This window comes from Nocardioides cavernae (genome assembly GCF_016907475.1).
GTDB lineage: Bacteria > Actinomycetota > Actinomycetes > Propionibacteriales > Nocardioidaceae > Nocardioides > Nocardioides cavernae.
The window spans coordinates 3,176,051-3,202,140 of record NZ_JAFBCA010000001.1 but is presented as its reverse complement, the minus strand read 5'-3'; the positions used below and the strand labels follow the sequence as shown (position 1 = coordinate 3,202,140).

Below are 26,090 nucleotides of genomic sequence, written 5' to 3'. Positions count from 1 at the left end.
CCCGGCGGTGACCGCCGCCCCCGAGCCGGCGGGCTTCACCCCGCCGGCCTACGGCGACCGTTCGCTCGCCGACGTGGTGCCCTCCGTCGCGCGCGCCCTCGGCGTCGAGCTCGACGGGCACCCGGTCGGCCTCGAGCTCCCGCCCGCACCGTCGTACGTCGTCTTCCTCATCGACGGGATGGGCGCGAAGCTTCTCGCCCGCTACGCCCACTCCGCGCCCTACCTCTCCTCCCTGCTCGACGGGGCCGCGATCGGCACCGCCGGCGTGCCGTCGACGACGGCCACCTCGCTCACCTCGCTCGGCACCGGGCTGGTGCCCGGTGCGCATGGGCTCGTCGGCTTCACCGCCCGGATCCCGGGCACGGACCGGCTGCTCAACCACCTCTGGTGGGACAAGGGCGTCGATCCCGTCGAGTGGCAGCCGCACCCGACCGCACTCGGGCGGCTGGCGCACGCCGGCGTCCACGTCACCTCGGTCAACAAGCGGGACTTCGACGGGTCCGGACTGACCGTCGCGTCGCAGCGCGGGGCGACGTACGTTGGCGCGGACCGCGTGGGCGAGCGCATCGCCGCGACCGTCGCCGCATCGGCGGGCCAGCCGTCGCTGACCTACGTCTACGACTCCGACCTCGACTGGACCGGGCACAAGTTCGGCGTCGCCTCGACCCAGTGGCTCCAGCAGCTCGCGATGGTCGACGCCGAGGCCGAGCAGCTGCGCGAGGCGCTGCCCGCCTCGACCCGGCTGCTGGTGGTCGCCGACCACGGCATGGTCGACAGCCCCCGTGACGCCCGGATCGACGTCGACGAGGTCCACGGGATGCGCGACGGTGTCGCGCTCCTCGGCGGGGAGGCGAGGTTCCGGCACCTCTACTGCGCCGCCGGTGCCGTACCCGATGTCGTCGCCACCTGGCGCGAGGTGCTGGGGGACCGGGCCACCGTGCTGACGCGCGAGGAGGCGATCGGGCGCGGGTGGTTCGGCGCAGTGTCGCCAGGAGTGCTGCCGCGCCTGGGCGACGTGATGGTCGCCTGCCACGACGACACCGCGGTGATGTCCTCCCGCGACTTCGCCTACGAGGACACCCTCGTCGGGCTCCACGGCTCGCTCACCCCGGCCGAGATGCTGATCCCGATCCTGGTCGGCTGAACGACGGTCGCGTCAGCGGCCCGCGTCGTACAGGACCTTGGCGGCCCGGCCGTCGACCGCGGTCAGCGCGAGCAGGCTCGCGGCGGTGGCGCGGCCCGTCCAGCCGCCCCGGGCCACGACCGTGGCCGTGGCGACGTTGGCCACCGTGCGCGCCGCGAGCCACGGCCACCGCGGGGTGCCGCCCAGCAGCCCGGGGGACAGCGCGAGGTCGACGAGCCCGACCGCGCGGGCGGTGCGCGCGTCCGTGATCCCGCCCAGCGGTCCCACCCAGCGGGGTGCCAGCACCAGCGCGGAGCCGATCACCAGCGTCGAGAGTCCGGCCGTACGTCCGGCGCCGAGCGCCGCGTCCTCGTCCATCCCACGATCGTAGGGTGCCGGCGCACCGGCCGGGGTCAGCCGAAGGGCAGTGGCTCGGGCGCCAGGCTGACCGCCTTGGCGCGCGCGGCCGTGAGGCGGCGGCGGTGGTGCTGGCGGCACAGCACCTCGTACGCGACGTCGGCCGGCGGCTCGTCGACCTGGTCGACGTCGCCGACCACGATGACCTCGCCCTCGACGACCATCGCGCCGTTCTCGGTGCGTGCGTTGTGGGTGGCGCGCTTGCCGCACCAGCACAGCGCCTCGACCTGGAGCACGTTCATCCGGTCGGCGAGCTCGACGAGCCGGGCGCTGCCGGGGAAGAGCTGCGTACGGAAGTCCGTGAGGATGCCGAACGCGAAGACGTCGATCTGCAGCTCGTCGACGACCTTGGCGAGCTGATCGATCTGCGCGGCGGCGTAGAACTGGGCCTCGTCACAGATGAGGTAGTCGATCCGGCCACCCCTGGTCAGGGTGTCCACGACGTAGGCCCAGAAGTCGAAGCCGGCGTCGACCTCCAGCGCGTCGTGGGTCAGCCCCAGCCGGCTGGACAGCACCGCCTGCCCGGACCGGTCATGCGTGGTGAAGATCCGGCCGACGCGTCCGCGGGCGGCGTGGTTGTGGTTGGTCTGGAGCGCCAGCGTCGACTTGCCGGAGTCCATCGTGCCCGTGAAGAAGTGCAGTTCAGCCATGTCCCGGGAATCCTGTCACAGCCTCCGCCCGGCCCGGCGGCTACCGTGCCGCGCATGGACGAGGACTTTCCCCGTGACCTCTCGCGAGGCCCCCTGACCAGCCCCGACGAGCTGGCCCGGGACCTCGGCCGGGTCACGGTGCTGGACGTGCGCTACCTCATGAGCGGTCCGCCCGGTCGGGAGCAGCACGAGGCGGGCCACGTCCCCGGAGCGGCGTACGTCGACCTCGACGAGGACCTCGCCGACCCGCCGGGCGCCGGCGGCAGGCACCCGCTGCCCGATCCGGCACGGTTCGAGGCGGCCATGCGGCGCGCCGGTGTGCGCGGCGACCGGCCCGTGGTGGTGTACGACGACTGGCAGGGTCGGGCGGCCGCCCGCGCCTGGTGGCTGCTGCGGCACCACGGCCACCGCGACGTCCGCGTCCTCGACGGCGGCTGGACCGCGTGGCGGGAGGACGGCCACCCGGCCGAGGCCGGGCCGGTGGACGTCGAGCCGGGCGACTTCACCGTCTCCGACCGCTCACTCGCCGCCGCCGTCGGGCCGCAGGAGGTGCCGCTCGTCGAGGTGCTCATCGACGCGCGGGCGCCCGAGCGGTTCCGCGGCGACACCGAGCCCGTCGACCCCGTCGCCGGCCACATCCCGGGCGCCGTCAACGTCCCGACGACCGCCAACCTCGACGAGCGCGGCCGCTTCCTCCCGCCGGAGCGGCTCCGGGAGGTGTACTCCCGGGTGGGCGCCGACACGGCGTCCTCGGTGGCCGCGTACTGCGGCTCGGGGGTGACCGCCGCTCACGACCTCCTCGCGATGGAGGTCGCCGGCATCAGCGCTGCGCTCTACCCGGGCAGCTGGAGCGGCTGGATCGCCGACCCCGCGCGGCCGGTCGCGACCGGGTGATCAGTCGGCCCGGACGGCGTCGCCGACGCTGATCCGGCCGCTCGTCTCCGGGACGAGGTGCACGGCAAAGAACACCTTGCCCTCGACCCGCCGGTGCCGGGCCAGCGTGCGCGTCGGCTCCTTGGCCGTCGTCAGCGTGAGCGGGTCGAGGGTCGCCATCACGCACCGGCCGACGGGCTTGCCGATCCGGAAGGGGACGTCGCCCACGACGACGCGGGTCCACCGGTCCTCGGCGAACGGCTCGTAGCCGTCGACCACGAGGTTGGCCCGGAATCGCTCGATCGGCAGCGGCTCGGGCGGCTCCTCGCCGAGCTCCAGCGCGCGTTCGAGCATCCAGTCGTTGAGCTGTCGCATCGACGCGAGGGACGCGATCGTCACGGGGAACGAGTCCGGGAAGGCGGCATGGTCGCCGGGCTGCGAGAACCCTGGCTGGAGGGTGCGCTGCTCCGGCGCGTGGCACCAGACGAGGCTCAGGTCGTCGCGCCCGAGGGCCGAGCGCAGCCACGCGTCGGCCTCCGCACCGGCCGGGCGGGCACGGAGGTGCAAGGAGAAGAGACGTACGTCGACCGGCGCGGTCTGCGGGACGTCGACGAGCAGGTCGGGGTGGCCGGGGGAGCGGAGCCGCAGCGCGGCCGCGACAGAGGGGTCCGTGGCCGGCGTGTCGGCGACCACGTGGAACAGGCCGTGGACCTCACGGGCGGAGACGAGGCGGTGGTCGCCGTCGACGAGCATCCACGTCCGGTCGTCGGCCAGGCCGCGGGGCAGGACGGTCGTGGAGGTGATCGGACGGATGGCGCCGGACTTGAGCGGGTGGACGTTGAGCTGGACGAGTCTCAAGCGTCAGTCGCCCTTGCCCCCACCGAACATGATCTCGTCCCAGCTCGGCACCGAGGCGCGGCCGCGCTTCTTGGCGGGCTTCGGCTTCGGCTCGGCCGGTGCCTCGGCAGCGGCGTCGCGCTCGGGCGCCCGCTCGTCCCGGTCCTCGCCGCCGTTCGGCTCGCTGCGGTCATCGTCGAGGTAGGCCTCCACGGGCTGCTCGGCTCCGAGGCCCGTGTCGGAGAGCTCCATCGTGGTCTCCTCCGGGGTGGTGGAGGACTCCTCGCCGGTGACCATCTCGATCGCGTCGTCGCCCAGCGGTACGTCCTCGTCGACCGAGCTGAGCCGGCGCTGCCGTGCGACGGCGAGGTCGTCGGAGGCCGGCGTGGCACCGGCAGCGTCCGGGGTGGCGTCGCCGACGAGCCAGCGGGCGTCGTCGTCGTCGACGGTCACGAAGCTGCCGCGCGGGTCGTGGGAGAAGGTCGCGGTGCCGACGCGGCCCGCGACGTCGTACAGCGCGGTGAGGGTCCACCGGCCGTCCTCACGGCGCCAGGCGTCCCACTCGACGCTGCCCGGGTCGACGTTGTGCGCCCGGAGCTGGGCGGCGACGGCCTCGCCGAGGGTGCGGGCGCCGGACTCGGAGGCGCGGCGTCGTACGGACGCGAGCTGGGCGCGGTCGGCGACGTGGGCGCGCTCGGCCATCACGGGCGCGGCGAACGCCATGATCTTCTCCACCGACGTCCCGGCTGCGTGCGCCACCGCGTCGGGTGACTCACCGGCGCGGATGCGCATCTGGATGTCGCGGGGGCGGAGGGTTGATTCCATCGGGATCTCCAACTGGCCGTTGCTGTCGGGCGCGCCGGCAATGACGCGACGGAGCCGGGCATCGACCGCCAGGGTGTGCTCCTGGCCCGACTCGTCCACCAGCAGCAGGCGCTTGCCGTCCTTGCTGCGTCCGGTGAACGTCAGCTTGGCCATGGACGGCGGGCTCCTGCCTGGCTGTGGTCGGGGTCATCGTGCGATCGTCGGTGCACGGGGCATCCGTGTCGCTCGAGCCTACGCCAGCGGCATGCCCGGGAGCGGTTGCACCCGCGGCGCGCCCTAGGCTTCCGGTGTGCCCGAGACGGAGTTCGCCACGACGCTGGTCACGCTCGACCTGGTCGGCATCTTCGTCTTCGCGGTGACCGGGGCGCTCGTCGCCGTCCGCAAGAACCTCGACATCTTCGCCGCGCTCGTCCTGGCCGGCGTGACCGGGCTGGGCGGCGGCTTCATCCGCGACGTGCTCATCGACGCCACGCCGCCGGCGGCGCTGACGGACTGGCGCTACCTCCTCGCCCCCGTCGCGGCAGGCCTGCTGACCTTTGCCTTCCACCCCGCCATCGGGCGGCTCGAGCGTCTGATCACGGTCCTCGACGCGGTCGGCCTGTCGCTCTTCTGCGTGACGGGGGCGCTCAAGGCGGTGGAGTACGGGCTCGGGCCGGCGCCCGCCGCGCTGATGGGGATGGTCACCGCCATCGGAGGCGGGATGCTCCGCGACGTCCTCGCGGGAAGCGTCCCGGTGATCTTCGAGGGTGCCCTCTACGCGACGCCGGCGCTGTGCGGCGCTGTCGTCGCCGTGCTCCTCGACCGGACCGACCTCCCGATCGTGGTGGTCTCGGCGGCCGGGTTCACCACCTGCCTGGTCTGGCGGCTCCTGGCGCTCGTGCGCGGCTGGAGCGCCCCGCTGCCCCGGGGCCCCGCCAACGTCTGAGCAGTCCTCAGTCGCCGAGGACGCGGCGCAGGTGGGCGTTGGCGAAGACGCGGTCGGGGTCGAGGCGGTCGCGCAGCGCGACGAAGTCGTCGAAGCGGTCGTAGACCGGGGCCAGGTCCGCGGCGGTGCGGGTGTGCACCTTGCCCCAGTGGGGGCGCCCGCCGGCAGCGCGCAGGACCGGCTCGAGCCCGCCGAAGTAGGCCGTGTGGTCGGTGTCGGCCGGCACGTGGAAGGCGAGGTAGAGGCTGTCGCGGCCGTGGGCGGTCGACAGGGCGACGTCGTCGGCCCGGGCGGTGCGCACCTCGACGGGGAAGGCGATCCGCCAGTCGCTGGCGTCGATCACCCGGCGGCACTCACGCAGCACGTCGAGACCGACCTCGCGCGGGACGGCGTACTCCATCTCCCTGAACCGCACCCGTCGCGGCGTCACGAACACGCGGTGCGCGAGGTCGCTGTAGAGGCGCTCGGACTGCGCGCGCCCGGCGACCCGGTTGATCCGCGGGACCAGGGCAGGGGCGCGGGATCCCACCCGGCAGAGGGCGCCGAAGACCGCGTTGGACACGAGCTCGTCCTCCCACCACGCCGCCATGCGCGACGGGGGCTGCTGCTCGCCGGGCTCGAGGTCGGTGCGGACGTTCTGCTTGACCATGAGGCGGTCCGTGTGGGGGAACCAGTACAGGTCCAGGTGGTGCGAGTCGGCCTCCATCTCGTCGTACGACGACAGCCCCTCGTCCCACGTCATCGGCTGCTCGTGGGCCTCGACGACGAAGAGCGGCTCGACGTGGAAGGTCAGGCTGGTCAGGATGCCCAGCGCGCCGAGGCCGACCCGGGCGAGGTCGAACACGTCCGGGTTCTCGGCGGCGGAGGCGCGCAGCACCTCGCCGGTGCCGGTGACCAGCTCGAGGCCGGCGAGCTGCGCGGCCAGGCCGGCCGCGATGCCGCCGGTGCCGTGCGTGCCGGTGGAGGTGGCGCCCGCCAGGGTCTGCTCGGCGATGTCACCCATGTTGTGCAGCGACAGGCCGAGGCGCTCGAGGGCGAGGTTCAGGTCCTTGAGCGGAGTGCCGGCGCGGGCGGTCACCGTCATCGCGTCGCGGTCGACGTCGAGGATCCCGGTGAGTGCCTCCGGGCGCAGCAGCGTGTGCTCGGGCGCGGCGATCGCGGTGAAGCTGTGCCCGGTGCCCGTCATCTTGACCGTGGTTCCGCCCTCGCGGGCACGACGTACGGCGTCCACGACCGACTCGACGGACCCGGGGGTCTCGACGTGGCGAGGGACCGCCTCCTCGAGGCCGGACCAGTTGCGCCAGAGGTGACCGTGGACTGCGGAGCTCATGTGCGCAGACTAGGGGCCGGGCGGGCCGCCTGCGCGGCAAGCGCACCGAGCAACCCGCCGACCAGCGCCACCGCGTACGCCGCCGACGCACCGCTGTGGTCGACGACGAACCCGGCGACGCTCGCGCCCGGGGCGACGCCGGCGACGATGCCGGTGTGCAGGATCGCCATGCCCTCGGTGAGCCGGCCGGCCGGGACGCCCTGCTCGACCATCGTCATCGCGGCGATCATGGTGGGCGCGATCGCGAGGCCGCCCACGAGGAGCACGACGGCCATCAGCGGGACGGAGTCGACGAACATCAGCGGCGCCATCGCCAGCGCCATCGCCGCGGAGCCCCACCGGAGCCGGACGTCGGGTCCGCTGCGCCAGGCGATCGCGCCCGTCACCAGCCCGGCGATGAGGCTGCCGAGGGACCAGGCCGCCAGCAGCCACCCGGCCACCCAGCGCTGGCCCTGCTCCTCGGCGAACGCGACCGTGGTGACCTCGGCGGCCCCGAAGAGCGCGCCGAGGGTCAGGCAGACCAGGGCGAGGGTCAGGACGAGCCGCCAGGGCATCGCCGGGCGGACGGCAGCGGGCGCGCTGCGTCCGGCGGGCGGCTCGGTGCGCCGCTGGGCGGCGAACGCGAAGGTGCCGACGACGCCGCTGACCAGCGCGGCGGTCAGGCCCGCGACCGGGTGCCAGCTGGTGGCCAGCAGGGTGACCAGCACGGGGCCGACCACGAACACGACCTCGTCGAGCACCGCCTCGAGGGCGAACGCCGTCTGCTTCTCGGCCGGGTCGTCGAGGAGGTGGGACCAGCGGGTGCGGACGCTGGCGCCGACCTGGGGGAGTGCCGCGCCGGCGACAGCCGCGAAGACGTAGGTCCAGACCCGCGGCCAGTCCTGCTCGACGGCAAGCATCATCAGCGCGAGGCCCACGCCGAACACCGAGATGGCCAGCGGGAGGACACGCGCCTGGCCGAAGTGGTCGACCCAGCGGCCGTGCAGCACCGCGAAGGCCGCCTCGGCCAGCACGAACACCGCCGAGACCGTCCCGGCCAGCCCGTAGGAGCCGGTGCGCTCCTCGACGAGGAGCACGATGCCGAGCCCGACCATGGAGATCGGCAGCCGGGCGACGAGGGCGGCGCTGCTGAAGGCGAACGCACCCGGTCGTGCCAGCACCCGGCGGTAGGAGTCGAGCACGAGCGGCATGGTAGGCCGCTCTACTCTGGCTGCATGAATCCTGCGGGTCACCCCCACGTGAAGCCGTACGACGCCCTCCTGGTCCTCTCGTTCGGGGGTCCAGAGAAGCCCGAGGACGTGGTGCCGTTCCTGGAGAACGTGACCCGCGGCCGGGGGATCCCGCGCGAACGCCTCGAGCAGGTGGGGGAGCACTACTTCCTGTTCGGCGGACGGAGTCCGATCAACGACCAGAACCGCGCGCTGATCGCGGCGCTGGAGAAGGACTTCGCCGACCAGGGCATCGACCTGCCGGTCTACTTCGGCAACCGCAACTGGGACCCGTACCTCGCCGACACGCTCGCGCAGATGACTGCCGACGGCGTCCAGCGGGCCGCGGTCTTCACCACGTCGGCGTACTCCTCGTGGTCGTCGTGCCGGCAGTACCGCGAGAACCTGTGGGACGCGGTCGAGCAGACCGATGGCGCGCCGCGACTCGACAAGCTGCGGCAGTACTACAACCACCCCGGCTTCCTCGAGCCCGTCGTCGACGCGTGCCTCGCCGCGCTCGCCGAGCTGCCCACCAACGGCGAGGCGGCCCACCTGGTCTTCGTGACGCACTCGATCCCGACCGCGATGGCCGACACCAGTGGCGCGCCGCCGGAGTCCGAGGCGCAGCCGCGCAAGGCCTACGTCAAGCAGCACCGCAGCGCCGTCGACGAGGTGGCGGGCCGGGTGCGTGAGGCCACGGGGCGGGCCCACCGGCACGACCTCGTCTACTGCTCCCGCTCCGGGGCGCCCTCCACGCCGTGGCTCGAGCCCGACGTCAACGACCACCTCGAGGAGCTCGCCAGCGACGGGGTGAGCCAGGTGGTGATGGTGCCGATCGGCTTCGTGTCCGACCACATGGAGGTCATCTACGACCTCGACACCGAGGCGATGGCGACCGCCGAACGGCTCGGCATGCGCGCGGTGCGTGCCGCGACCTCGGGGACCGACCCACGGTTCGTGGAGATGGTCCGCGACCTCGTGCTGGAGCGGGCTGCGGCCGAGCGGGGCGAGTCACCCGTACGCCCCGCGATCGGCTCGCTGCCGGCCGGGCCCGACGTCTGCGGGGCGGGTTGCTGCCCCAACCCGCGAGGTCCGCGCCCGGCCCTCTGCGGGGCCGACTCGTGACGGTCGCCCCCTCCGACGCGCCGGAGGACCTGCGCGACCTGGCTCGTTCGCTCGCCCACGAGGGCGCAGCCCTGGCGCGTGAGATGCGTCGCGGCGGGATCGACGTCGCCGACACCAAGACGAGCGCCGTCGACGTGGTGACCGAGGCGGACCGGGCGGTCGAGGAGCTGCTCCGGTCGCGCATCGTCGCCCAGCGCCCCGACGACGCCATCCTGGGGGAGGAGGGCGACGACCGCCCCGGCACCTCGGGGGTGCGGTGGGTCCTCGACCCGATCGACGGGACCGTCAACTACCTCTACGGCCTGCCGGACTGCGCGGTGTCGGTGGCGGCGGAGGTCGACGGCCAGGTGGTCGCGGGCGCCGTGGTGACGATCCCGACCGGAGTGGAGTACGCCGCGGCGCTCGGGCACGGCGCGACGCGCGACGGCCGCCCGATCTCCGTCCGACCGTCGCCGCCCCTGGCCGAGCGGCTGGTGCTCACCGGTTTCGGCTACCAGCGCGAGGTGCGCGAGCACCAGGCCGGCTGCATCGCTGCGCTGCTGCCCGAGGTCCGCGACATCCGCCGGATGGGCTCCTGCGCCCTCGACCTGTGCCACGTGGCGGACGGGAGCGGTGACGGCTACGTCGAGGCGGGCCCGCAGGCGTGGGACTGGTCCGCGGGCGGCCTCGTGCTGAGCGAGGCGGGCGGCCGCTTCGATCTCCTCGACGGCACGTTCACGCTCGGCTCGCACCCGGTGCGGAACGTGGTGGTGGGCGCCCCGGCCGACGGGTGGGACGACTTCGTCGCAGCACTCGCCGAGGCCGGTTTTCTCGCCTGACCGCCCGCCCGCGGGGGAAGGGTGCGGCCGCCTGCCGGAGCGGGAATAGAGAGACGTCACCCACTGTTCAGGCGACACGTTGCGGACCGGCTCACCACGGAACCGGTTCATGGTGCACAATCTGGCGCCGACGACGCGCACAACTGGGACGTACCGCCGCGATCCGGCGGAACGGGTCCCACAGCATGGGGAGAGGTAACCGATGGCCACCGACTACGACGCACCACGCAAGTCCGAGGAGGACCAGAGCGAGGAGAGCATCGAGGAGCTCAAGGCCCGGCGTCACGACAAGAACTCCGGCAAGGTCGACGAGGACGAGACCGAGGCCGCTGAGTCCTTCGAGCTCCCGGGTGCCGACCTCTCGCACGAGGAGCTCGCTGTCGAGGTCATGCCTCGACAGGACGACGAGTTCACCTGCATGAGCTGCTTCCTGGTGCACCACCGGTCGCAGCTGGCCGATGAGAAGAAGCTCATCTGCCGCGACTGCATCTGAGCCTGGCACCCGACTTTCCGAACGCGACCGCGCCCGTTCCTCCCTGCGAGGAGCGGGCGCTTCGTCGTGTGCGCCGCCCGCTCGGCCCGGGATCTCTGCGTCAGGCGGCGTGCTGTGGTGGCGTCCAGGGTCTCGGCCTGCGGGCCTGCCACTCGTCGTCGAGGTGCTCCGCCTCCGCCCGCAGCTGGTGGAACGCCGGGTGGTCGACGGGCGTGCCGAAGATCATCCGCTCGATCCGCTTTCGGTGCGGGCAGGTCCGGTAGTGGACCGACGGGAGCCCCAGCCGTCGTGAGCGGTCCTTGCTGGTGAAGTAGCCGATGCTCGTCATCCGCCGGACGGCCCTGGGGACCCACCACCCGGTCACCCGCAGGTCGACGTGGGCGGGGTAGCGGCTCCCGTTGCGCTGGCGCGCACCGTCGGCCCGCATCGGCTCGACGCTCTCACCCGACTCCTCCTCGTGGAGGGCGACCGCCACGCCGGCCATGCTCAGCATCCGCTGCAGGACGCTCACCCGCGGGCTGGTGCGCTCGGTCTCCCAGCGCGCCACCCTCGACTGGGACACGCCGAGCAGCTCAGCCAGCCCGCGCTGCGACACGTCGAGGATCCGCCTGATCCGACGGATCAACCCGGCCAGGCCGCCGTCGAACGGCCCCATGTGGAGCCACACGAGCTCCTCCTCGGTCAGGTCCGCCGCCCTGACCCCCGCCGTCGTACCACTCATCCGCCGTCCTCCTCCTGCGTCCGCCTGTCGTCGTACGACGAGCAAACGTCTTGGGGCCGACAGCCGCGGCCGTTCGTCCACAACGGGTCCGTCCGGACGCGTCAGGGCCTGGTTGTGGACGATTGCTGGCCCGTGATCCGCGCGGGCCGACCTGTTCGGCACCGGCTCCTCGGGCCCTGGCCAGTGAGTCGCTCAAGGACTCACGGGCCAGTGGCCGGGCCGGGCGGGGCCAGCGAGATGTTGAGTCGCCCAAGGACTCACTGGCCAGGGAACGGCGGGCCGGTGGACGACCGGGGGCGGGTCCACGGGGATTCGAGGACGTCGCCCCACCGCCCAGCGGCGCTCAAGGCGGCTCCCGTCACGGCTCACCGGCGCGCTGCGACGGGAGGGCCCCCGGGGCATGCGAGTCTTCGTGGGCTCGGCCGGTCCGGCCCGAGCGAGGACGGATCGGGGTCAGGACTGGGCTGCGGGGGCCTTCGAGGCGTCCTGGTCGTCCTTCTCCAGTTGCGGGGGGAGGTGTCCGGTCGACTTGGCGTAGTAGTGCGCCGCGCGGCGGGTGGCGAGCATGCGCGCCACACCGATCAGGGTGCCGCTGACGGCCGCCCACATGACGGCCTCGCCGATGCTGACGTCGGGGTCGGCCGGGTTGGCGGGCGGGTTCTTGCCGGTGGCCGCACGCCAGGAGGAGTTGAGGCCCTTCTTGGCCACGGCTGCCGCGCCGAGAGCAGCAACGAGGGAGAACGCCGAGTAGAACTTGCTGGAGCTGTCCGTGGAGGAAGAGGCCATGAAACTCACCCTACCCAGCAGCTCGGTGCGTCCGCCCCGCCTCCAGGGCTGAGACGAGCGCGTCCGGTCGGCGGCAGCTGACCAGCCAGTATGGCGTCGGGTCGGCCGGGTCGGCGATGTCCACCCGGACGCCGCGCTTGAGGTAGGGGCGCAGCAGCAGATAGGCCCGGGCATCGGCCTCGACACCCGCCTGGCGTCGTACGCCGTCCGCGTCGAGGGCCGTCACAGGACCCACCAGGTGGAGCGGGATGTGCGCCCGGCCGGCCCGGAAGGTCGTGCCGTCCACGGAGACCCGGGGACGCCCGTATCCGACGAGCAGGGCGACCAGGACGGCCATCGCGACGGCCGTCACCGACCAGGCGACGACCTCGGGAGTGGCAGCGAGGACGGCCAGCCACAGGGACGCCACGAACATCGTGCCCTGCACCCACCAGCGCAGCGGAACGGTGAGGCGTTCGGCGTAGTCCACGGCGCAGAGCCTATAGATTCCCTCCTCGTGCCCGACCACGACCCGACCCCTGACCGGACCCCCGACCTGGACATCGCCGTCGTCCGCCTCGACCCGGACCTGCCGCTGCCGTCGTACGCGCACCCGGGCGACGCCGGCGCCGACCTGCACACGACCGTCGACGTCCACCTCGCGCCGGGCGAGCGCGCCCTCGTGCCCACCGGCATCGGGGTCGCGCTGCCGGACGGCTACGTCGCCCTGGTGCACCCACGGTCGGGCCTCGCGGCCCGCCACGGCCTGTCGATCGTCAACACCCCGGGCACGATCGACGCGGGCTACCGCGGGGAGATCAAGGTGCTGCTCATCAACCACGACCCGGTCGAGGCGGTGACCCTCAGCCGCGGCGACCGGATCGCCCAGCTCGTGGTCCAGCGGTTCGAGCGGGCGCGGTTCGTCGAGGTGGGGGTGCTGCCCGAGTCGGTTCGGGGCGCCGGGGGCTACGGTTCTACAGGTACCGGTTCGCGTCCTTGAGCCGGAACGCGTTCGAAGGAGCGCTGATCGAAGGAGTGCTGACGTGAAGTTCCGCCGCAAGGCTGACACGACCCCGGCGACCGCGGACGGCTCCGCAGAGGACGCCACCGACGCCCCGGCTGCCGGCACCGGCCCGTTCGACGTGTCCCAGGTCGAGGGCGACGGCATCGACCGGGCCGACCTCGGCTCGGTCCTCGTGCCCCCGATCGCCGACCGCGAGCTCCGGCTGCAGGTCGACGAGCAGAGCGGCCAGGTCCGGGCGGTCATGCTGGCCGGTTCCGACGGCGCCTGCGAGTTCCAGGCCTTCGCGGCACCCCGCAACGGTGACCTGTGGTCCGAGGTCCGCCCGCAGATCGCCGCAGACATGGAGCGCCGTGGCGGGAAGGCCACCGAGCGCGAAGGTCGCTGGGGCACCGAGTTGGTGTGCCAGATGCCGGTGCAGCGCCCCGACGGGACGACCGCGACCCAGCCGTCGCGCGTCATCGGGGTCAACGGCGAGCGGTGGATGCTGCGCGCTTCCTTCCTCGGCAAGCCGGCCGTCGACCCGGACTCCGCCCCCGACTGGGAGGACGCGCTCGCCCAGATCGTCGTACGCCGCGGCGACCAGGCGATGCCCGTGGGCGAGCCGCTGCCGGTCACGCTGCCGGACGACGCCCGCCGGGTCAGGTGACCCCGTGGCCGAGAAGAGCCGGCTGCGCCAGGCGCTCTCCCGCTGGGCGGACAGCTCCGAGGCCCACCAGCGCGAGCTGCGCCAGACTCACGCGACCGACGAGGCGCTCGCCATCGCCGACGCTCCCGAGCGCGAGCACGTCGTCGTCAGCGGCGTGCTGCGCACGGTCACGTTGCGTCCCCGGGGCGGCGTGCCGGCCCTCGAGGCCGAGCTCGACGACGGCTCCGGCGTCATCACCGTGGTGTGGCTCGGGCGCCGGCGCATCACCGGCGTCGACCCCGGGCGGTCGGTGACCGTCACCGGCTGCATCGGGCGCCAGAACGGCGTACCGATCATGTTCAACCCGCGTTACGAGCTGCGCCCGTGACCGAGCCCAGCCAGCCCGCCAGCCAGCCAGCCGGCCAGCCCGCCAGCCACGCCGCCAGCAGGCCCAGCGAGCACCTCGGAAGCACCCCCTCCACCGAGACGGTCGAGGCCGTCGTGCGGGGCCAGCTCGCCAAGGCGCTCGGCGGGCGACGGGGCATGGCCGAGGCGGCCGTGCCGACCATCCTGTTCACCGTCACGTGGCTGACGATGAGCAACCTCAACCTCGCGCTGTCGGTCAGCATCGGCGCGGCGCTCGTGCTGCTCGTCGTTCGGCTCGTGCAGCGCTCGACGGTCCAGTTCGTCCTCAACGCGCTCTTCGGCATCGGGATCGGCTGGTACTTCGTCTACCGCGCCGCCCAGTCCGGCGGCTCCGAGCAGGAGCAGGCGCTGGCCTACTTCCTGCCCGGACTGCTCTACAACGGCGGGTACGCCGTCGTGCTCGGATTCACGTGCCTGATCGGCTGGCCGCTGGTCGGCTTCATGGTCGGCAGCATCACCGGCGACCCGACCGCGTGGCACAAGGACAAGCAGATCGTGAAGCTGTGCAGCCGGCTCACGTGGCTGCTCGTCGCCCCGTGCCTGCTGCGCGTGGCCGTGCAGGCGCCGATCTGGCTGGCCGGCAACTCGGGCTCGATGGACCCCGACGCCGCGGTGGCCGCCCTCGGGGTGCTCAAGATCGCGCTCGGCTGGCCGCTCCAGCTCGCGGCGCTGGCGTCGATGATCTGGCTGCTCTCGCGCAACCGCACCCCCGTCGAGCCGGACGCGGCGCCCGCCTGACCGACCGACCGACCCGACCGACGGGGCTCAGCCGGGGTGGTGGCCGGGGGAGAGCAGGTGCTCGAGCTCGGACTCGACCTCGGCCGGAACGACGAACAGCAGCTCGTCACCGGACTCCAGCGGCTGCTCGGCCTCGGGTGTGTAGACCTGCCCGTCGCGCAGGATCGTCACCAGCGCGCAGTTGTCGGGGAACGGCACCAGGCCGGCGGGCGTACCGACGTAGGGCGAGTCGGCCGACAGGGTCAGCTCGACCAGGTTGGCGTTGCCCTGCCGGAACGTGAAGAGGCGCACGAGGTCGCCGATGGAGACGGCCTCCTCCACGAGTGCGGACATGATGCGCGGGGTGGAGACGTTGACGTCGACGCCCCAGGCCTCGGTGAAGAGCCACTCGTTGTTGGGGTGGTTGACCCGCCCGACGGTGCGCGGCACGCCGAACTCGGTCTTCGCCAGCAGCGAGGTGACCAGGTTGGCCTTGTCGTCGCCGGTCGCGGCGATGACCACGTCGCACTTGCCGAGCTGGGCCTCGGCCAGGGAGGACAGCTCGCACGAGTCGGCGAGCAGCCACTCGGCGTTGGGGACCCGCTCGGGGCGGATCGCGGAGGGGCTCTTGTCGATGAGCAGGATCTGGTGACCGTTCTCGATCAGCTCGCGGGCGATCGATCGACCCACGGCTCCGGCTCCGGCGATGGCGACGCGCATGTCTCAGGTGTTCCTTCAGTCGTCTTCGGGGCCGGCCTCGAGCACGGCGTACGCGTGGGCCGCGTTCTCCTCGCGGATCACGATGTGCAGCATGTCGCCCTCCTGGAGGACCGTCTCCCGGGTCGGCAGCATGCCCTCGCCGAGCCGATCGATCCACGCGATCCGGCTGCGCGACTGCATCTGGAACTCGACGGTCCGGTTGCCGATCCAGGACTCCGGGACGGGGATGTGGTCGACGCGGATCGTTCCGGACGGGTCGCGGAAGTCGGGCTCTGCGCCAGCGGGCAGGATCCGGCGGAGGATCTGGTCGGCCGTCCACTTCACGGTCGCGACCGTCGTGATGCCGAGGCGCTGGTAGACCTCGGCGCGACCGGGGTCGTAGATGCGGGCGACGACCTGCTGGAGACCGAAGGTCTCCCGCGCGACTCGCGCCGCGATGATGTTGGAGTTGTCACCACTGGAGACCGCGGCGAAGGCGTCGGCGCGGCGGATGCCGGCCTTCTCCAGCACCTGCTGGTCGAAGCCGTAGCCCGTGATCTTGTCGCCGTTGAACTCGGGGCCCAGGCGCCGGAACGCATCGGGCTCGCTGTCGATGACGGACACGGTGTGGTTGCGGTCCTCGAGGCTACGGGCGAGCGTCGAACCGACGCGGCCACAACCCATGATCACGACGTGCACGCCCGAACCGTATCCCAGCGGGGATATCGGTCGCTGCGGGTCTAGGCTCGCGCCCGTGAGTGTCGGCGACGTGTCCAAGCGGATCCTGCTGGGTCGCAAGCTCCGCAGCAGCCAGCTGGGGGAGACGCTCCTCCCCAAGCGGATCGCCCTGCCGGTGTTCGCCAGCGACGCGCTGTCCTCGGTGGCGTACGCGCCCGACGAGGTGTTCATCATGCTCGCCGTCGCCGGCGCGTCGACGTACGTCTGGTCGTGGAAGATCGGCCTCGCCGTGGCCCTGGTGATGCTCACGGTCGTCGCGAGCTACCGCCAGACCGTGCACGCCTACCCCTCGGGCGGCGGCGACTACGAGGTGGCCACGGTCAACCTCGGCCGCAACGCCGGGGTGACGGTCGCGAGCGCGCTGCTCGTCGACTACGTGCTCACGGTCGCGGTGTCGATCTCGTCGGCCGCGCAGTACGCCGCCGGGGCCGTCAACGGGCTCATCGGCCACGAGGCGACGGTCGCGGTCGTCGCGGTCGTCCTCCTGACGGCGATGAACCTGCGCGGTGTGCGGGAGTCCGGCGCGTTCTTCGCCGTGCCGACCTACCTGTTCATGTTCGCCATCCTGGGCATGTGCGCCTACGGCCTGATGCGCCTGCTGGCCGGCGACCTCCCCGAGGCGGAGAGCGCCCACCTGACGATCGTCCCCCAACCCGGGTGGGAGGAGCCGCTCACCCAGATCGGGTTGATGTTCCTGCTGGCCCGCGCGTTCTCGTCGGGCTGTGCGGCCCTCACCGGCGTCGAGGCCATCAGCAACGGCGTACCGGCCTTCCGCAAGCCGAAGAGCCGCAACGCGGCGACGACGCTGCTGCTGCTCGCCCTGATCGCGATCTCGATGATGCTCAGCGTCATCGTGCTCGCCAACCAGATGGCGATCCGCTTCGTCGACCCGCACGAGCTCGACCGGCTGCGGACGGCGTCCGGGGACGCGCTGCCCGACGGCTACGAGCAGCACCCGGTGATCGCCCAGATCGCCGCGGGGGTCTTCGACCACTTCCCGCCGGGCTTCTACTTCGTGCTCACCGTCACCGGGATCATCCTCGTGCTGGCGGCCAACACGGCCTTCAACGGCTTCCCGGTCCTCGGGTCGATCCTCGCCCAGGACGGCCTGGCGCCCCGCTCGCTCGGCTCGCGGGGCGACCGTCTCGCCTACAGCAACGGCATCGTCTTCCTCGCGGCCATGTCGATCCTGCTGATCTGGATCTTCGACGCCGAGACGACCAAGCTCATCCAGCTCTACATCGTCGGCGTCTTCGTCTCCTTCAACCTCAGCCAGCTCGGCATGATCCGCCACTGGACCCGACACCTGCGCACCGAGCGCGACCCGGCGGTACGCCGTCGGATGATGCGGTCGCGGGCCATCAACACCTTCGGCCTCGGGCTGACCGCCGTCGTCCTGGTGATCGTGCTGATCACCAAGTTCCTCGCCGGAGCGTGGATCACGATCCTGGCGATGGGCTTCTTCTTCGCGCTCATGCAGGCCATCGGACGCCACTACGCCCGGGTCGAGCTCGAGCTCGCGGCCGACGAGCAGGACAAGGTCATGCCGACCCGGGTCCACGCGATCGTGCTGGCGTCCAAGCTGCACAAGCCGACCCTGCGGGCGCTGGCCTTCGCCCGTGCCACCCGGCCCAACGTCCTCGAGGCGATCTACGTCAGCATCGACTCCAAGGCCACCAGCAGGCTGCTGGAGGAGTGGGACGACCGGAACCTCGACATCCCCCTCAAGGTGCTGCACTCGCCCTACCGCGAGGTCGTGCGCCCGATCGTGGAGTACACCCAGGAGATCCGCCGGGCCAGCCCGCGCGGCGTCGTGGCTGTCTACATCCCGGAGTACGTCGTCGGGCGCTGGTGGGAGCAGCTGCTCCACAACCAGACGGCGCTCAGGCTCAAGGGACGCCTGCTCTTCACGCCGGGTGTCATGGTCATCTCCGTGCCCTACCAGCTGCGGTCCTCCCAGGTCGCCGAGGAGCGTCGCCGCGACGAGGTCCGGGTGCACGCCGGTGACCTGCGCCGGGGCCGCGTCTCCTCGCGCACGAGCCGACAGATCGACGACTCATGAACACTCCGAGGGGTCGCCAGAACCGTCCGCGTCGGGCCCGCGGTCGCTCGCGGGTGGGGGAGCGCTTCGAGGTCGAGGTGGGTCCCGTCGCCCACGGCGGGCACTGCGTCGCCCGGCTCCCCGAGCCGGACTCCCGCGTCGTCTTCGTGCGGCACGCCCTGCCGGGCGAGCGGGTCGTCGTCGAGATCACCGAGGGCACCGACGGCGACCGGTTCTGGCGCGGCGACGCCGTCCGCGTCGACGTACCCTCGGCCGACCGCGTCGAGCCTCCGTGCCCCTACGCCGGACCCGGCCTGTGCGGCGGCTGCGACTTCCAGCACGTCGCGCTCCCCGCGCAGCGCGACCTCAAGACGGCCGTGGTGCGTGAGCAGCTCGTGCGGCTCGGCCGGCTCGACGCCGAGTCGGACCTCGTGACCGGGCTGCACGTCGAGGCCGTGCCCGTCGCCGGGCGCGACGACGACGGCCTGCGCTGGCGCACGCGCCAGCGGTACGCCGTACTCCCGGACGGACGACCGGCCATGCGGGCCCACCGCTCCCACGAGCTCGTCGCGGTCGACGACTGCCTGATCGCCGCCGAGGGGGCACGCCCCGCCGACGCCGCGGTCGTCGAGGAGGGCGCGCAGGGCCCGTCACGAGACCCCGCCACCCACGACGTCACCGTCGGCAGCAGCACCCACCCGTTCTCCGTCGCCTCCGACGGCTTCTGGCAGGTGCACCCCGAGGCGCCCAGCCTCCTCGTCGGCACGGTGCTCGACCTGCTCGACCCGCAGCCCGGCGAGCGTGCACTCGACCTCTACGCCGGCGTCGGGCTGTTCGCCCGGTTCGTGGGCGAGGCCACCGGCGCCCGGGTGGTGGCGGTGGAGGCCGATCGGGCCGCGTGCCAGCACGCCCGTGCCAACCTGGCCGCCCTGAAGCCGGCCGTCGTCGAGCACGGGCCGACCGACCGCGTGCTGCGCTCGGGGCTCGACGAGCCCTTCGACCTCGTCGTGCTCGACCCGCCCCGCGAGGGCGCCAAGCGCGCCGTGGTGGAGCAGGTCGTCGACCGCCGGCCCCGCGCGGTGGCGTACGTCGCCTGCGACCCCGCCGCGCTCGGTCGCGACGTCGCGATCTTCGCCGAGCACGACTACGAGCTCACCGCGATCCGGGCCTTCGACCTCTTCCCGATGACCCACCACGTCGAGTGCGTGGCGCTGCTGAGGAGAGTCGGCCCCGGCTCGCGGTGACGCGCAACTAGAGTCGGGCGGGTGCGTCTGACCTCGGCAGTCCTCGGCTTTGCGCTGAAGAAGCTGGGGCTCTTCGCGGCGGTCGTCCTGTCCCTCTTCCTCGGTCTCCTGCTGATGTCGGCGCTGATCCCGGTGCTCCGGGAGGCCGAGGCGGAACGAGCCGCCTGGAGCAGGTGGCACAGCGACGTGCGGGGCTCGAGGCCGAGCTCGAGGAGCTGGACGGCGCGTACGCCGAGGCCCAGAGCAGGGCCACCGAGTCCCTGAAGGACGAGATCGCCACGGAGATCGCTGAGGGGCAGCAGCAGGTCTCGGAGCAGCAGTCCGTGGTCCAGGGTCGGCAGGACGAGATCTGCACCACGTTGGAGAGCGTGCCCGAGAAGCTCTCTCCGATCGGCCCGAACCCCTGTGAGGACGCGAAGAGGGCCTTGGAGGCGGCCGACGATGCGCTGGCCACCTTCGAGCGGACCCTCACCGAGGCCGAGGACGATGCCGCTGTCCTCGGCGACCCCGACCTCACCAACGAGCAGAAGCTCGAGCGTCTTGGCGAGGACGGCGGTCTTGCCCCGGAGAGGAGGGAGATCGACAACACGGAGTCGGAGCTGGCCCAGGCGAAGGCCGAGGAGCGGAGCCTGCAGGAGGCGCAAGGTTCCTGGTCGGGACGGGTCGTCAACCTCTGGGCACGGTCGTGGACGTGGCTGGTGTGGGCGGCGCTGCTCCTCGTGCTCGCGCCCGGGTTCCTGCGGACCGTCAGCTACTTCGCGCTGATGCCGCTGGTGAAACGGGCCCACAGTCCGATCCACCTGGCGTCCGGTTCCGAGAACGAGGCCGCAAGCCTCCGCACCACGGCTGCGCACCGCACCTTGACCGTCCGGCTGGACGACGGCGAGGTGTTGTCGGCGCGCTCGGAGCACGTGCGCCCGGTGCAGGGAATGATCCGCAGCCGACTCCTCTACGACTGGTCGTCGCCGTTCATCAGCTTCGCGGCCGGGCTCTACGGCCTGAGCCGGATCACGGGCGACGGGGACGCCACGACTGCGACGCTGGCGACGCCCGACGATCCCAACGCGTACCTGATGCGCATCGACTTCCGCGACCACCCCGGCCTGGTGATGCGTCCCCGGCACGTCGTCGGGGTCATCGGCTCGCCGGACCTGGAGACCCGGTGGCGGTGGGGCATCCAGTCCCTGGCGACGTGGCAGGTGCGCTACATCATGTTCGCCGGGACGGGCAGCCTGATCGTCCAGGGTCGCGGTGACGTCGTCGCGACGAACCCCGACGGCAGGTCCACGAGGATGGAGCAGAACCTGGTGATGGGTTTCGACTCCAGACTGGTCGTGGGAGTCAACCGGACCGAGGTGTTCTGGCCCTACCTGTGGCGTCGGACCCCGCTCGTCGACGACGAGTTCGTCGGGTCCCACCCGCTCTTCTGGCAGAAGTCCAGCGAGGACGGGCCCAGCAACCCGATCGCCAAGGTGTTCGACGCCTTCTACTCCGCCTTCGGAAAGGTGCTGGGCTTCTGAGTCCACGGCGTGGGCCGGAGCCCGTGCTCGGCGGGAGCCTCAGCCGCGCTGCAGCTCCCACGCCGCGGTCAGCAGCCGGCGTACTGCGTCGTCGTCCGCAGCCGGCAGGTGCACCAGCAGCTTGTGGTGCGCCTCGATGGCCGGGGTGACGTAGAAGGCGTCCGGGTCCTCGGCCGCGAAGCGCTCGCGGTCGTCGGGCAGGCTGCGCACGACGAGGGTCTCGGCGTCCTCGAGCCGCGCGACGAGCCGCCCCGAGACGCGCCACGTCGTGCGTCCCTCGTCCGTGCGGCTGCGCACACCCTCCAGCCCGGCCAGGTGCTCCTCGATCGCAGCGGCGTCCACCCGCCGATCATGGCATCGTGGCCCCATGGCCACGTACGACGTGAACCCGGCGGCGGTCGCCCACGCGCGCAGGCTCATCGACGCCCGGCAGTACGTCCTCGACAGCGACTGGGGCCAGGTGCAGCCGCGGGCGGAGGACGAGAACGCCTACCTCGAGCGCCACTCGTGGGACGACTACGCGTCCTGGCACCTCGGCCTCACCGAGGGCGCCAACGACGGGACCAAGGCCCGCCACGCGTTCGTCTACGGCGACCTGAGGCGGGTCCACCGCTCCGCCCTGATCGCCTGCGTCTACCGCGCCTCCGAGTGGCGGCACAAGGCCGTGGAGCTGGCCGCGCACGACCTGCTGCAACGGCTCGACCAGATGGCCGGGATCGACTGACGCCCCCGACTGACGGCCCTGACTGACGCCGCGTCAGCGGCAGACGGTCACGAGGTCCGACAGCGTCGCGAGTGCGCCGTGCCGCTCGGTCGTGTCGACCACGTCCCAGCCACGCTCCGTGGCGAGGTCGAGCAGCTGCTGCCGTCCCTCCAGCACCAGGTCGTCGCCACCGCGCTCCTCGATGATGCGTGCGACGACGTCGTTGACCGCGGTCCTCGGGCGGCCGTGGAGCCGGGAGAGCAGCTCGTCCGGCGCGACGTCGAGCACCACGGCGACGTACGACGCCCCTGCCGCCGCGGCTGCGGCCTCGAAGCGCTCGGCCTGGGCGGGGGTGACGATCAGCTGGGGCAGCACGACGTCGCGCCCGGTGCCGAGGTAGGCGGTCAGCAGGGCGAGGGCGGAGGCGCGCACGGCCTCGCCGGTGCCGACGAAGTCGTCCTCCCACCCCGACACCCACGACCGCAGCTCGTCGATGTCGCACACCAGCGTGCCGGGGTGGCGGGCGGCGTACGCGCGGGCGAGGGTCGACTTGCCGACGCCCGAGGGACCGTTGAGGTGGAGGAGCGTGGGCATCGCCGGAGCCTACGGCCGGAGGGGTCCGGACGGGTGAGGACGCACGGACACGCGGCGACGTACGGTTGGACCACCCCTCGACATCGTGTATCTTGACGTCGAGACAAGTTGACGCCGGAACTAAGGGTCGCCTGCCTTCCCGCGCCTCAGGGTGCGACGGCAAGATGGATGCGAACCCGCGAACTCCCGAGGAGATGTGGCTGATGGCCAGTCAGGACAGCTTCGGTGCCAAGGGCACCTTGGACGTGGACGGACAGTCCTACGAGATCTACCGACTCGACGCGGTCGAGGGTGAGGGTCTCGACGTCGAGAGCCTGCCCTTCTCGCTGAAGGTCCTGCTGGAGAACCTGCTCCGCACCGAGGACGGCGCGGACATCACCGCCGACCACATCAAGGCGATCGCCGGCTGGGACGCCAGCGCCGCGCCCGACCAGGAGATCCAGTTCACGCCCGCCCGCGTGATCATGCAGGACTTCACCGGCGTCCCCTGCGTCGTCGACCTCGCCACCATGCGCGAGGCGATGGCCGAGCTCGGCGGCGACGCCACCAAGATCAACCCGCTCGCGCCCGCCGAGATGGTCATCGACCACTCGGTGATCGCCGACGTCTTCGGCACCCCCGACGCCTTCGAGCGCAACGTCGAGATCGAGTACGAGCGCAACCGCGAGCGCTACCAGTTCCTGCGCTGGGGCCAGGGCGCGTTCGACGACTTTAAGGTCGTCCCGCCCGGCACCGGCATCGTGCACCAGGTCAACATCGAGCACCTGGCGCGCGTCGTGATGGTGCGCGACGGGGTCGCCTACCCCGACACCTGCGTCGGCACCGACTCCCACACGACGATGGTCAACGGCATCGGCGTCGTCGGCTGGGGCGTCGGCGGCATCGAGGCCGAGGCCGCGATGCTCGGCCAGCCGGTCTCCATGCTGATCCCGCGCGTCGTCGGCTTCAAGCTGTCGGGCGAGCTGCCCGCGGGCTCGACCGCCACCGACCTCGTGCTCACCATCACCGAGATGCTCCGCGAGCACGGCGTGGTCGGCAAGTTCGTCGAGTTCTACGGCGAAGGCGTCTCCGCGCTGCCGCTGGCGAACCGCGCCACGATCGGCAACATGAGCCCCGAGTTCGGCTCCACCATCGCGGTCTTCCCGATCGACGACCAGACCATCGACTACCTCCGCCTCACCGGCCGCACCGACGAGCAGCTCGCGCTCGTCGAGACGTACGCCAAGGAGCAGGGGCTGTGGCACGACCCGAGCGCCGAGCCCCGCTACAGCGAGCGGCTCGAGCTCGACGTGTCCACCGTCGTGCCGTCGCTCGCCGGCCCGAAGCGCCCGCAGGACCGCGTCGAGGTGTCCGCCGCGAAGGACTCGTTCCGCGCGGCCCTGGCCGACTACGTCGACGAGGGTGACTCCGACCCGGACGACGCCGCCGAGGCGTCCGGCTACGACGAGGCGATCGAGGAGTCCTTCCCGGCCTCCGACTCCCCGAGCCACGAGGGCGGCAACGGCAAGCCCGTGCACGCCGACGCTCCGCACGACGCCGGGCGACCCACCAAGAGGACGAAGGTGTCGCTCGACGGGCAGGAGGTCGAGATCGACCACGGCGCCGTCGTGATCGCCGCGATCACCTCGTGCACCAACACCTCGAACCCGAGCGTGATGATCGGCGCCGCGCTGCTGGCCAAGAAGGCCGTCGAGAAGGGCCTGACCCGCAAGCCGTGGGTCAAGACCTCGCTTGCTCCCGGCTCCAAGGTCGTCTCGGACTACTACGACCGCGCCGGCCTCACGCCGTACCTCGACAAGCTCGGCTTCAACCTCGTCGGCTATGGCTGCACGACCTGCATCGGCAACTCCGGCCCGCTCATCCCCGAGGTGTCGGCCGCGGTCAACGAGGCCGACCTCGCGGTCGTCTCGGTGCTGTCGGGCAACCGCAACTTCGAGGGCCGGATCAACCCGGACGTGAAGATGAACTACCTGGCGTCGCCGCCGCTCGTCGTGGCCTACGCCCTCGCCGGCTCGATGGACGTCGACCTGTTCGGCGACCCGCTGGGCCAGGACACCGACGGCAACGACGTGTTCCTCGAGGACATCTGGCCGAGCCCGCAGGAGATCGAGGAGACGATCGCCGGCGCGATCACCTCCGACATGTTCGGCGACTCCTACGCCGACGTCTTCAAGGGCGACGAGCGCTGGCAGTCGCTGCCCACCCCGGAGGGCAACACCTTCGAGTGGGACGAGGACTCGACCTACGTCCGCCGTCCTCCCTACTTCCACGGCATGCCCGACGAGCCGGAGCCGGTCGCCGACATCGTCGGCGCCCGTGTCCTGCTCAAGCTGGGGGACTCGGTCACGACCGACCACATCAGCCCGGCCGGCGCCATCAAGAAGGACAGCCCCGCCGGCACCTACCTCGCCGAGCACGGCGTCGAGCAGCGCGACTTCAACTCCTACGGCTCGCGCCGCGGCAACCACGAGGTCATGATCCGCGGCACGTTCGCCAACATCCGCCTGCGCAACCAGATCGCGCCGGGCACCGAGGGTGGCGTGACGAAGGACTTCACCAAGGACGGAGAGGTCACCAGCGTCTACGAGGCCAGCCAGAGCTACCAGGAGGCCGGCACCCCGCTGGTCGTCCTGGCCGGCAAGGAGTACGGCTCCGGCTCGTCGCGCGACTGGGCCGCCAAGGGCACCGCGCTGCTGGGTGTGAAGGCCGTCATCGCCGAGTCCTACGAGCGGATCCACCGCTCCAACCTCATCGGCATGGGCGTCATCCCGCTGCAGTTCCCCGACGGCAAGACCGCCGACGACCTGGGCCTCACCGGTGCCGAGATCATCTCGATCAGCGGCATCACCGAGCTCAACGACGGCACCACGCCGAAGACCGTCACGGTCAAGGTGGAGCCCGCGCCCGGCACCGACCAGGCGCACGGCGAGGCCAGCGAGTTCGAGGCGACCGTCCGCATCGACACCCCGGGCGAGGCCAACTACTACCGCAACGGCGGGATCATGCAGTACGTCCTGCGCAACCTGCTGCGCGGATGACCGCTGGCCCTTCTCGAAGTGGCGCTGCCGATCCGGCAGACGTGTGGCGCGGCCGCGTCCAGGACCACCTGGACGCGGCCGGCCGCCCGGCGCTGGGCGGCATGGCGGACTGGGAGGTCTTCCCCTTCGAGCGCGACGGCCTGGCGCCGAGGCCGCTGGGGGAGCGGGTCGTGCCCGAGCCCTCGCGGGCCCGGTCGGCCGACGCGTGCGGCACCTGCAAGGCGCTGGCCCGTGACGACCTCGTGCTCCACACGGGCACCCGGCTCGCGGTCATCCGCCCCGGCGGCACGAGCCTGATGTTCGTCGCCAACGTCGTGGCCCGCGAGCACGAGCGGCTCGAGGACCTCGACGAGGCCGCCGACGAGGAGCTCGGCCGGCTCGTCGCCCGCACCTACCGTGCGCTGCGCGCCCTCCCGGGCGTCGGCAACGTACATGTGAACAAGTGGGAGAACGGCGGCGGGCACCTCTCCGTCACCCTCCTGGCCCGCCCGCTCGGCGTGCTCGAGCTGCGCGGCTCCAACCTGCCGGTGTGGGCCGACATGCTCCCGAACATCCCGCAGGACGAGTACGACGAGCGCGCCGAGACCGTGCGCGCCACGTTGTCCTGACTG

29 protein-coding genes are annotated in these 26,090 nt (G+C 72.2%); 16 read left to right on the top strand and 13 right to left on the bottom strand.

Features of this window, described 5'->3' with window-relative positions:
- The first annotated feature begins 7 nt into the window (after positions 1–7).
- The gene (locus tag JOD65_RS15085) at positions 8–1,144 is read left to right on the top strand and encodes an alkaline phosphatase family protein (RefSeq protein WP_191195740.1); all 1,137 of its coding nucleotides are present in this window, start codon (positions 8–10) and stop codon (positions 1,142–1,144) included.
- 12 nt (positions 1,145–1,156) lie between these two features.
- On the opposite strand, the gene JOD65_RS15080 is transcribed toward JOD65_RS15085, so the two are convergent.
- Positions 1,157–1,501 carry a hypothetical protein gene (locus tag JOD65_RS15080; protein WP_191195739.1) on the bottom strand — a complete coding sequence of 115 codons (345 nt, stop codon included), beginning with the start codon at positions 1,499–1,501 and terminating at the stop codon, positions 1,157–1,159.
- A 35-nt stretch (positions 1,502–1,536) separates the two neighbouring features.
- Positions 1,537–2,190 carry a thymidine kinase gene (locus JOD65_RS15075; protein ID WP_191195738.1) on the bottom strand — a complete coding sequence of 218 codons (654 nt, stop codon included), beginning with the start codon at positions 2,188–2,190 and terminating at the stop codon, positions 1,537–1,539.
- A 54-nt stretch (positions 2,191–2,244) separates the two neighbouring features.
- Between JOD65_RS15075 and JOD65_RS15070 the strand changes: the two genes are divergently transcribed.
- Entirely contained in the window at positions 2,245–3,084 is an 840-nt protein-coding gene (locus tag JOD65_RS15070; protein ID WP_191195737.1) for a sulfurtransferase, read from the top strand.
- Here the strand turns inward: JOD65_RS15070 and JOD65_RS15065 are convergent, their stop codons facing one another.
- A complete protein-coding gene (locus JOD65_RS15065) occupies positions 3,085–3,921 on the bottom strand; it encodes an MOSC domain-containing protein (RefSeq protein WP_191195736.1) in 837 nt (278 codons plus the stop codon). It lies immediately after the preceding gene.
- A gap of 3 nt (positions 3,922–3,924) precedes the next feature.
- Positions 3,925–4,878 (bottom strand): septation protein SepH, encoded by a 954-nt coding sequence (gene sepH, locus JOD65_RS15060; RefSeq protein ID WP_191195735.1) that lies wholly within the window; start codon positions 4,876–4,878, stop codon positions 3,925–3,927.
- Positions 4,879–5,014: 136 nt separating this feature from the next.
- On the opposite strand from sepH, the gene JOD65_RS15055 reads away from it, so the two are divergent.
- A complete protein-coding gene (locus JOD65_RS15055; protein WP_191195734.1) occupies positions 5,015–5,650 on the top strand; it encodes a trimeric intracellular cation channel family protein in 636 nt (211 codons plus the stop codon).
- 7 nt (positions 5,651–5,657) lie between these two features.
- Here JOD65_RS15055 and JOD65_RS15050 read toward each other — a convergent pair whose 3' ends face one another.
- Both JOD65_RS15050 and JOD65_RS15045 read right to left on the bottom strand, forming a co-directional pair.
- Complete coding sequence (locus tag JOD65_RS15050; protein WP_191195733.1) at positions 5,658–6,980, bottom strand: D-arabinono-1,4-lactone oxidase; 1,323 nt, start codon at positions 6,978–6,980, stop codon at positions 5,658–5,660.
- Entirely contained in the window at positions 6,977–8,170 is a 1,194-nt protein-coding gene (locus tag JOD65_RS15045) for an MFS transporter (protein WP_191195732.1), read from the bottom strand. Before JOD65_RS15045 ends, JOD65_RS15050 begins: the two co-directional genes overlap by 4 nt.
- A 24-nt stretch (positions 8,171–8,194) precedes the next feature.
- Between JOD65_RS15045 and JOD65_RS15040 the strand changes: the two genes are divergently transcribed.
- The 3 genes from JOD65_RS15040 to JOD65_RS15030 all read left to right on the top strand — a co-directional run bounded on the left by JOD65_RS15040 (position 8,195) and on the right by JOD65_RS15030 (position 10,624).
- Complete coding sequence (locus JOD65_RS15040) at positions 8,195–9,313, top strand: ferrochelatase (protein WP_191195731.1); 1,119 nt, start codon at positions 8,195–8,197, stop codon at positions 9,311–9,313.
- Complete coding sequence (locus JOD65_RS15035) at positions 9,310–10,131, top strand: inositol monophosphatase family protein (protein ID WP_307821199.1); 822 nt, start codon at positions 9,310–9,312, stop codon at positions 10,129–10,131. The genes JOD65_RS15040 and JOD65_RS15035 overlap by 4 nt, the downstream gene beginning before the upstream one ends.
- A 202-nt stretch (positions 10,132–10,333) precedes the next feature.
- Entirely contained in the window at positions 10,334–10,624 is a 291-nt protein-coding gene (locus JOD65_RS15030) for a DUF4193 domain-containing protein (protein ID WP_056600397.1), read from the top strand.
- Between the two features lie 100 nt (positions 10,625–10,724).
- On the opposite strand, the gene JOD65_RS15025 is transcribed toward JOD65_RS15030, so the two are convergent.
- The 3 genes from JOD65_RS15025 to JOD65_RS15015 form a co-directional block, all read right to left on the bottom strand.
- Complete coding sequence (locus JOD65_RS15025; protein WP_191195730.1) at positions 10,725–11,345, bottom strand: helix-turn-helix domain-containing protein; 621 nt, start codon at positions 11,343–11,345, stop codon at positions 10,725–10,727.
- A 453-nt stretch (positions 11,346–11,798) separates the two neighbouring features.
- Positions 11,799–12,131 (bottom strand): DUF4235 domain-containing protein, encoded by a 333-nt coding sequence (locus tag JOD65_RS15020; protein ID WP_191195729.1) that lies wholly within the window; start codon positions 12,129–12,131, stop codon positions 11,799–11,801.
- A gap of 10 nt (positions 12,132–12,141) precedes the next feature.
- Entirely contained in the window at positions 12,142–12,600 is a 459-nt protein-coding gene (locus JOD65_RS15015; protein WP_191195728.1) for a DUF3093 domain-containing protein, read from the bottom strand.
- A 27-nt stretch (positions 12,601–12,627) separates the two neighbouring features.
- Here JOD65_RS15015 and dut point away from each other — a divergent pair, with 27 nt between their 5' ends.
- From dut to JOD65_RS14995, 4 genes are read left to right on the top strand one after another with little or no spacing between them, the layout of a single operon-like run.
- The gene (dut, locus tag JOD65_RS15010; RefSeq protein ID WP_191195727.1) at positions 12,628–13,110 is read left to right on the top strand and encodes a dUTP diphosphatase; all 483 of its coding nucleotides are present in this window, start codon (positions 12,628–12,630) and stop codon (positions 13,108–13,110) included.
- Positions 13,111–13,153: 43 nt separating this feature from the next.
- Positions 13,154–13,780 carry a DUF3710 domain-containing protein gene (locus JOD65_RS15005; protein ID WP_191195726.1) on the top strand — a complete coding sequence of 209 codons (627 nt, stop codon included), beginning with the start codon at positions 13,154–13,156 and terminating at the stop codon, positions 13,778–13,780.
- A 4-nt stretch (positions 13,781–13,784) separates the two neighbouring features.
- On the top strand, positions 13,785–14,147 hold the full coding sequence (locus tag JOD65_RS15000) for an OB-fold nucleic acid binding domain-containing protein (protein WP_191195725.1): 363 nt from the start codon (positions 13,785–13,787) through the stop codon (positions 14,145–14,147).
- A complete protein-coding gene (locus JOD65_RS14995; RefSeq protein WP_191195724.1) occupies positions 14,144–14,923 on the top strand; it encodes a DUF3159 domain-containing protein in 780 nt (259 codons plus the stop codon). Before JOD65_RS15000 ends, JOD65_RS14995 begins: the two co-directional genes overlap by 4 nt.
- Before the next feature lie 27 nt (positions 14,924–14,950).
- Here the strand turns inward: JOD65_RS14995 and JOD65_RS14990 are convergent, their stop codons facing one another.
- Both JOD65_RS14990 and JOD65_RS14985 read right to left on the bottom strand, forming a co-directional pair.
- Complete coding sequence (locus JOD65_RS14990; protein ID WP_191195723.1) at positions 14,951–15,622, bottom strand: potassium channel family protein; 672 nt, start codon at positions 15,620–15,622, stop codon at positions 14,951–14,953.
- A gap of 15 nt (positions 15,623–15,637) precedes the next feature.
- Entirely contained in the window at positions 15,638–16,300 is a 663-nt protein-coding gene (locus JOD65_RS14985; RefSeq protein WP_191195722.1) for a potassium channel family protein, read from the bottom strand.
- 55 nt (positions 16,301–16,355) lie between these two features.
- Between JOD65_RS14985 and JOD65_RS14980 the strand changes: the two genes are divergently transcribed.
- The 3 genes from JOD65_RS14980 to JOD65_RS14970 all read left to right on the top strand — a co-directional run bounded on the left by JOD65_RS14980 (position 16,356) and on the right by JOD65_RS14970 (position 21,144).
- Complete coding sequence (locus JOD65_RS14980; RefSeq protein WP_307821196.1) at positions 16,356–18,401, top strand: APC family permease; 2,046 nt, start codon at positions 16,356–16,358, stop codon at positions 18,399–18,401.
- The gene (locus JOD65_RS14975) at positions 18,398–19,624 is read left to right on the top strand and encodes a class I SAM-dependent RNA methyltransferase (RefSeq protein ID WP_191195720.1); all 1,227 of its coding nucleotides are present in this window, start codon (positions 18,398–18,400) and stop codon (positions 19,622–19,624) included. The genes JOD65_RS14980 and JOD65_RS14975 overlap by 4 nt, the downstream gene beginning before the upstream one ends.
- Positions 19,625–19,797: 173 nt before the next feature.
- Complete coding sequence (locus JOD65_RS14970; RefSeq protein WP_191195719.1) at positions 19,798–21,144, top strand: hypothetical protein; 1,347 nt, start codon at positions 19,798–19,800, stop codon at positions 21,142–21,144.
- A 39-nt stretch (positions 21,145–21,183) separates the two neighbouring features.
- Here the strand turns inward: JOD65_RS14970 and JOD65_RS14965 are convergent, their stop codons facing one another.
- Positions 21,184–21,486: an MmcQ/YjbR family DNA-binding protein gene (locus JOD65_RS14965; protein WP_204811212.1), complete on the bottom strand. Its 303-nt coding sequence runs from the start codon at positions 21,484–21,486 to the stop codon at positions 21,184–21,186.
- A 25-nt stretch (positions 21,487–21,511) separates the two neighbouring features.
- Here JOD65_RS14965 and JOD65_RS14960 point away from each other — a divergent pair, with 25 nt between their 5' ends.
- On the top strand, positions 21,512–21,868 hold the full coding sequence (locus JOD65_RS14960; protein ID WP_191195717.1) for a hypothetical protein: 357 nt from the start codon (positions 21,512–21,514) through the stop codon (positions 21,866–21,868).
- A 33-nt stretch (positions 21,869–21,901) separates the two neighbouring features.
- On the opposite strand, the gene JOD65_RS14955 is transcribed toward JOD65_RS14960, so the two are convergent.
- A complete protein-coding gene (locus JOD65_RS14955) occupies positions 21,902–22,441 on the bottom strand; it encodes an AAA family ATPase (RefSeq protein ID WP_191195716.1) in 540 nt (179 codons plus the stop codon).
- Between the two features lie 203 nt (positions 22,442–22,644).
- On the opposite strand from JOD65_RS14955, the gene JOD65_RS14950 reads away from it, so the two are divergent.
- Both JOD65_RS14950 and JOD65_RS14945 read left to right on the top strand, forming a co-directional pair.
- Positions 22,645–25,479, top strand: a complete 2,835-nt coding sequence (locus JOD65_RS14950; protein WP_191195715.1) for an aconitate hydratase — start codon at positions 22,645–22,647, stop codon at positions 25,477–25,479.
- Between the two features lie 41 nt (positions 25,480–25,520).
- Positions 25,521–26,087, top strand: coding sequence for a hypothetical protein (locus JOD65_RS14945; RefSeq protein WP_204811204.1), 567 nt, complete (start codon positions 25,521–25,523; stop codon positions 26,085–26,087).
- The last annotated feature ends 3 nt before the right edge of the window (positions 26,088–26,090 follow it).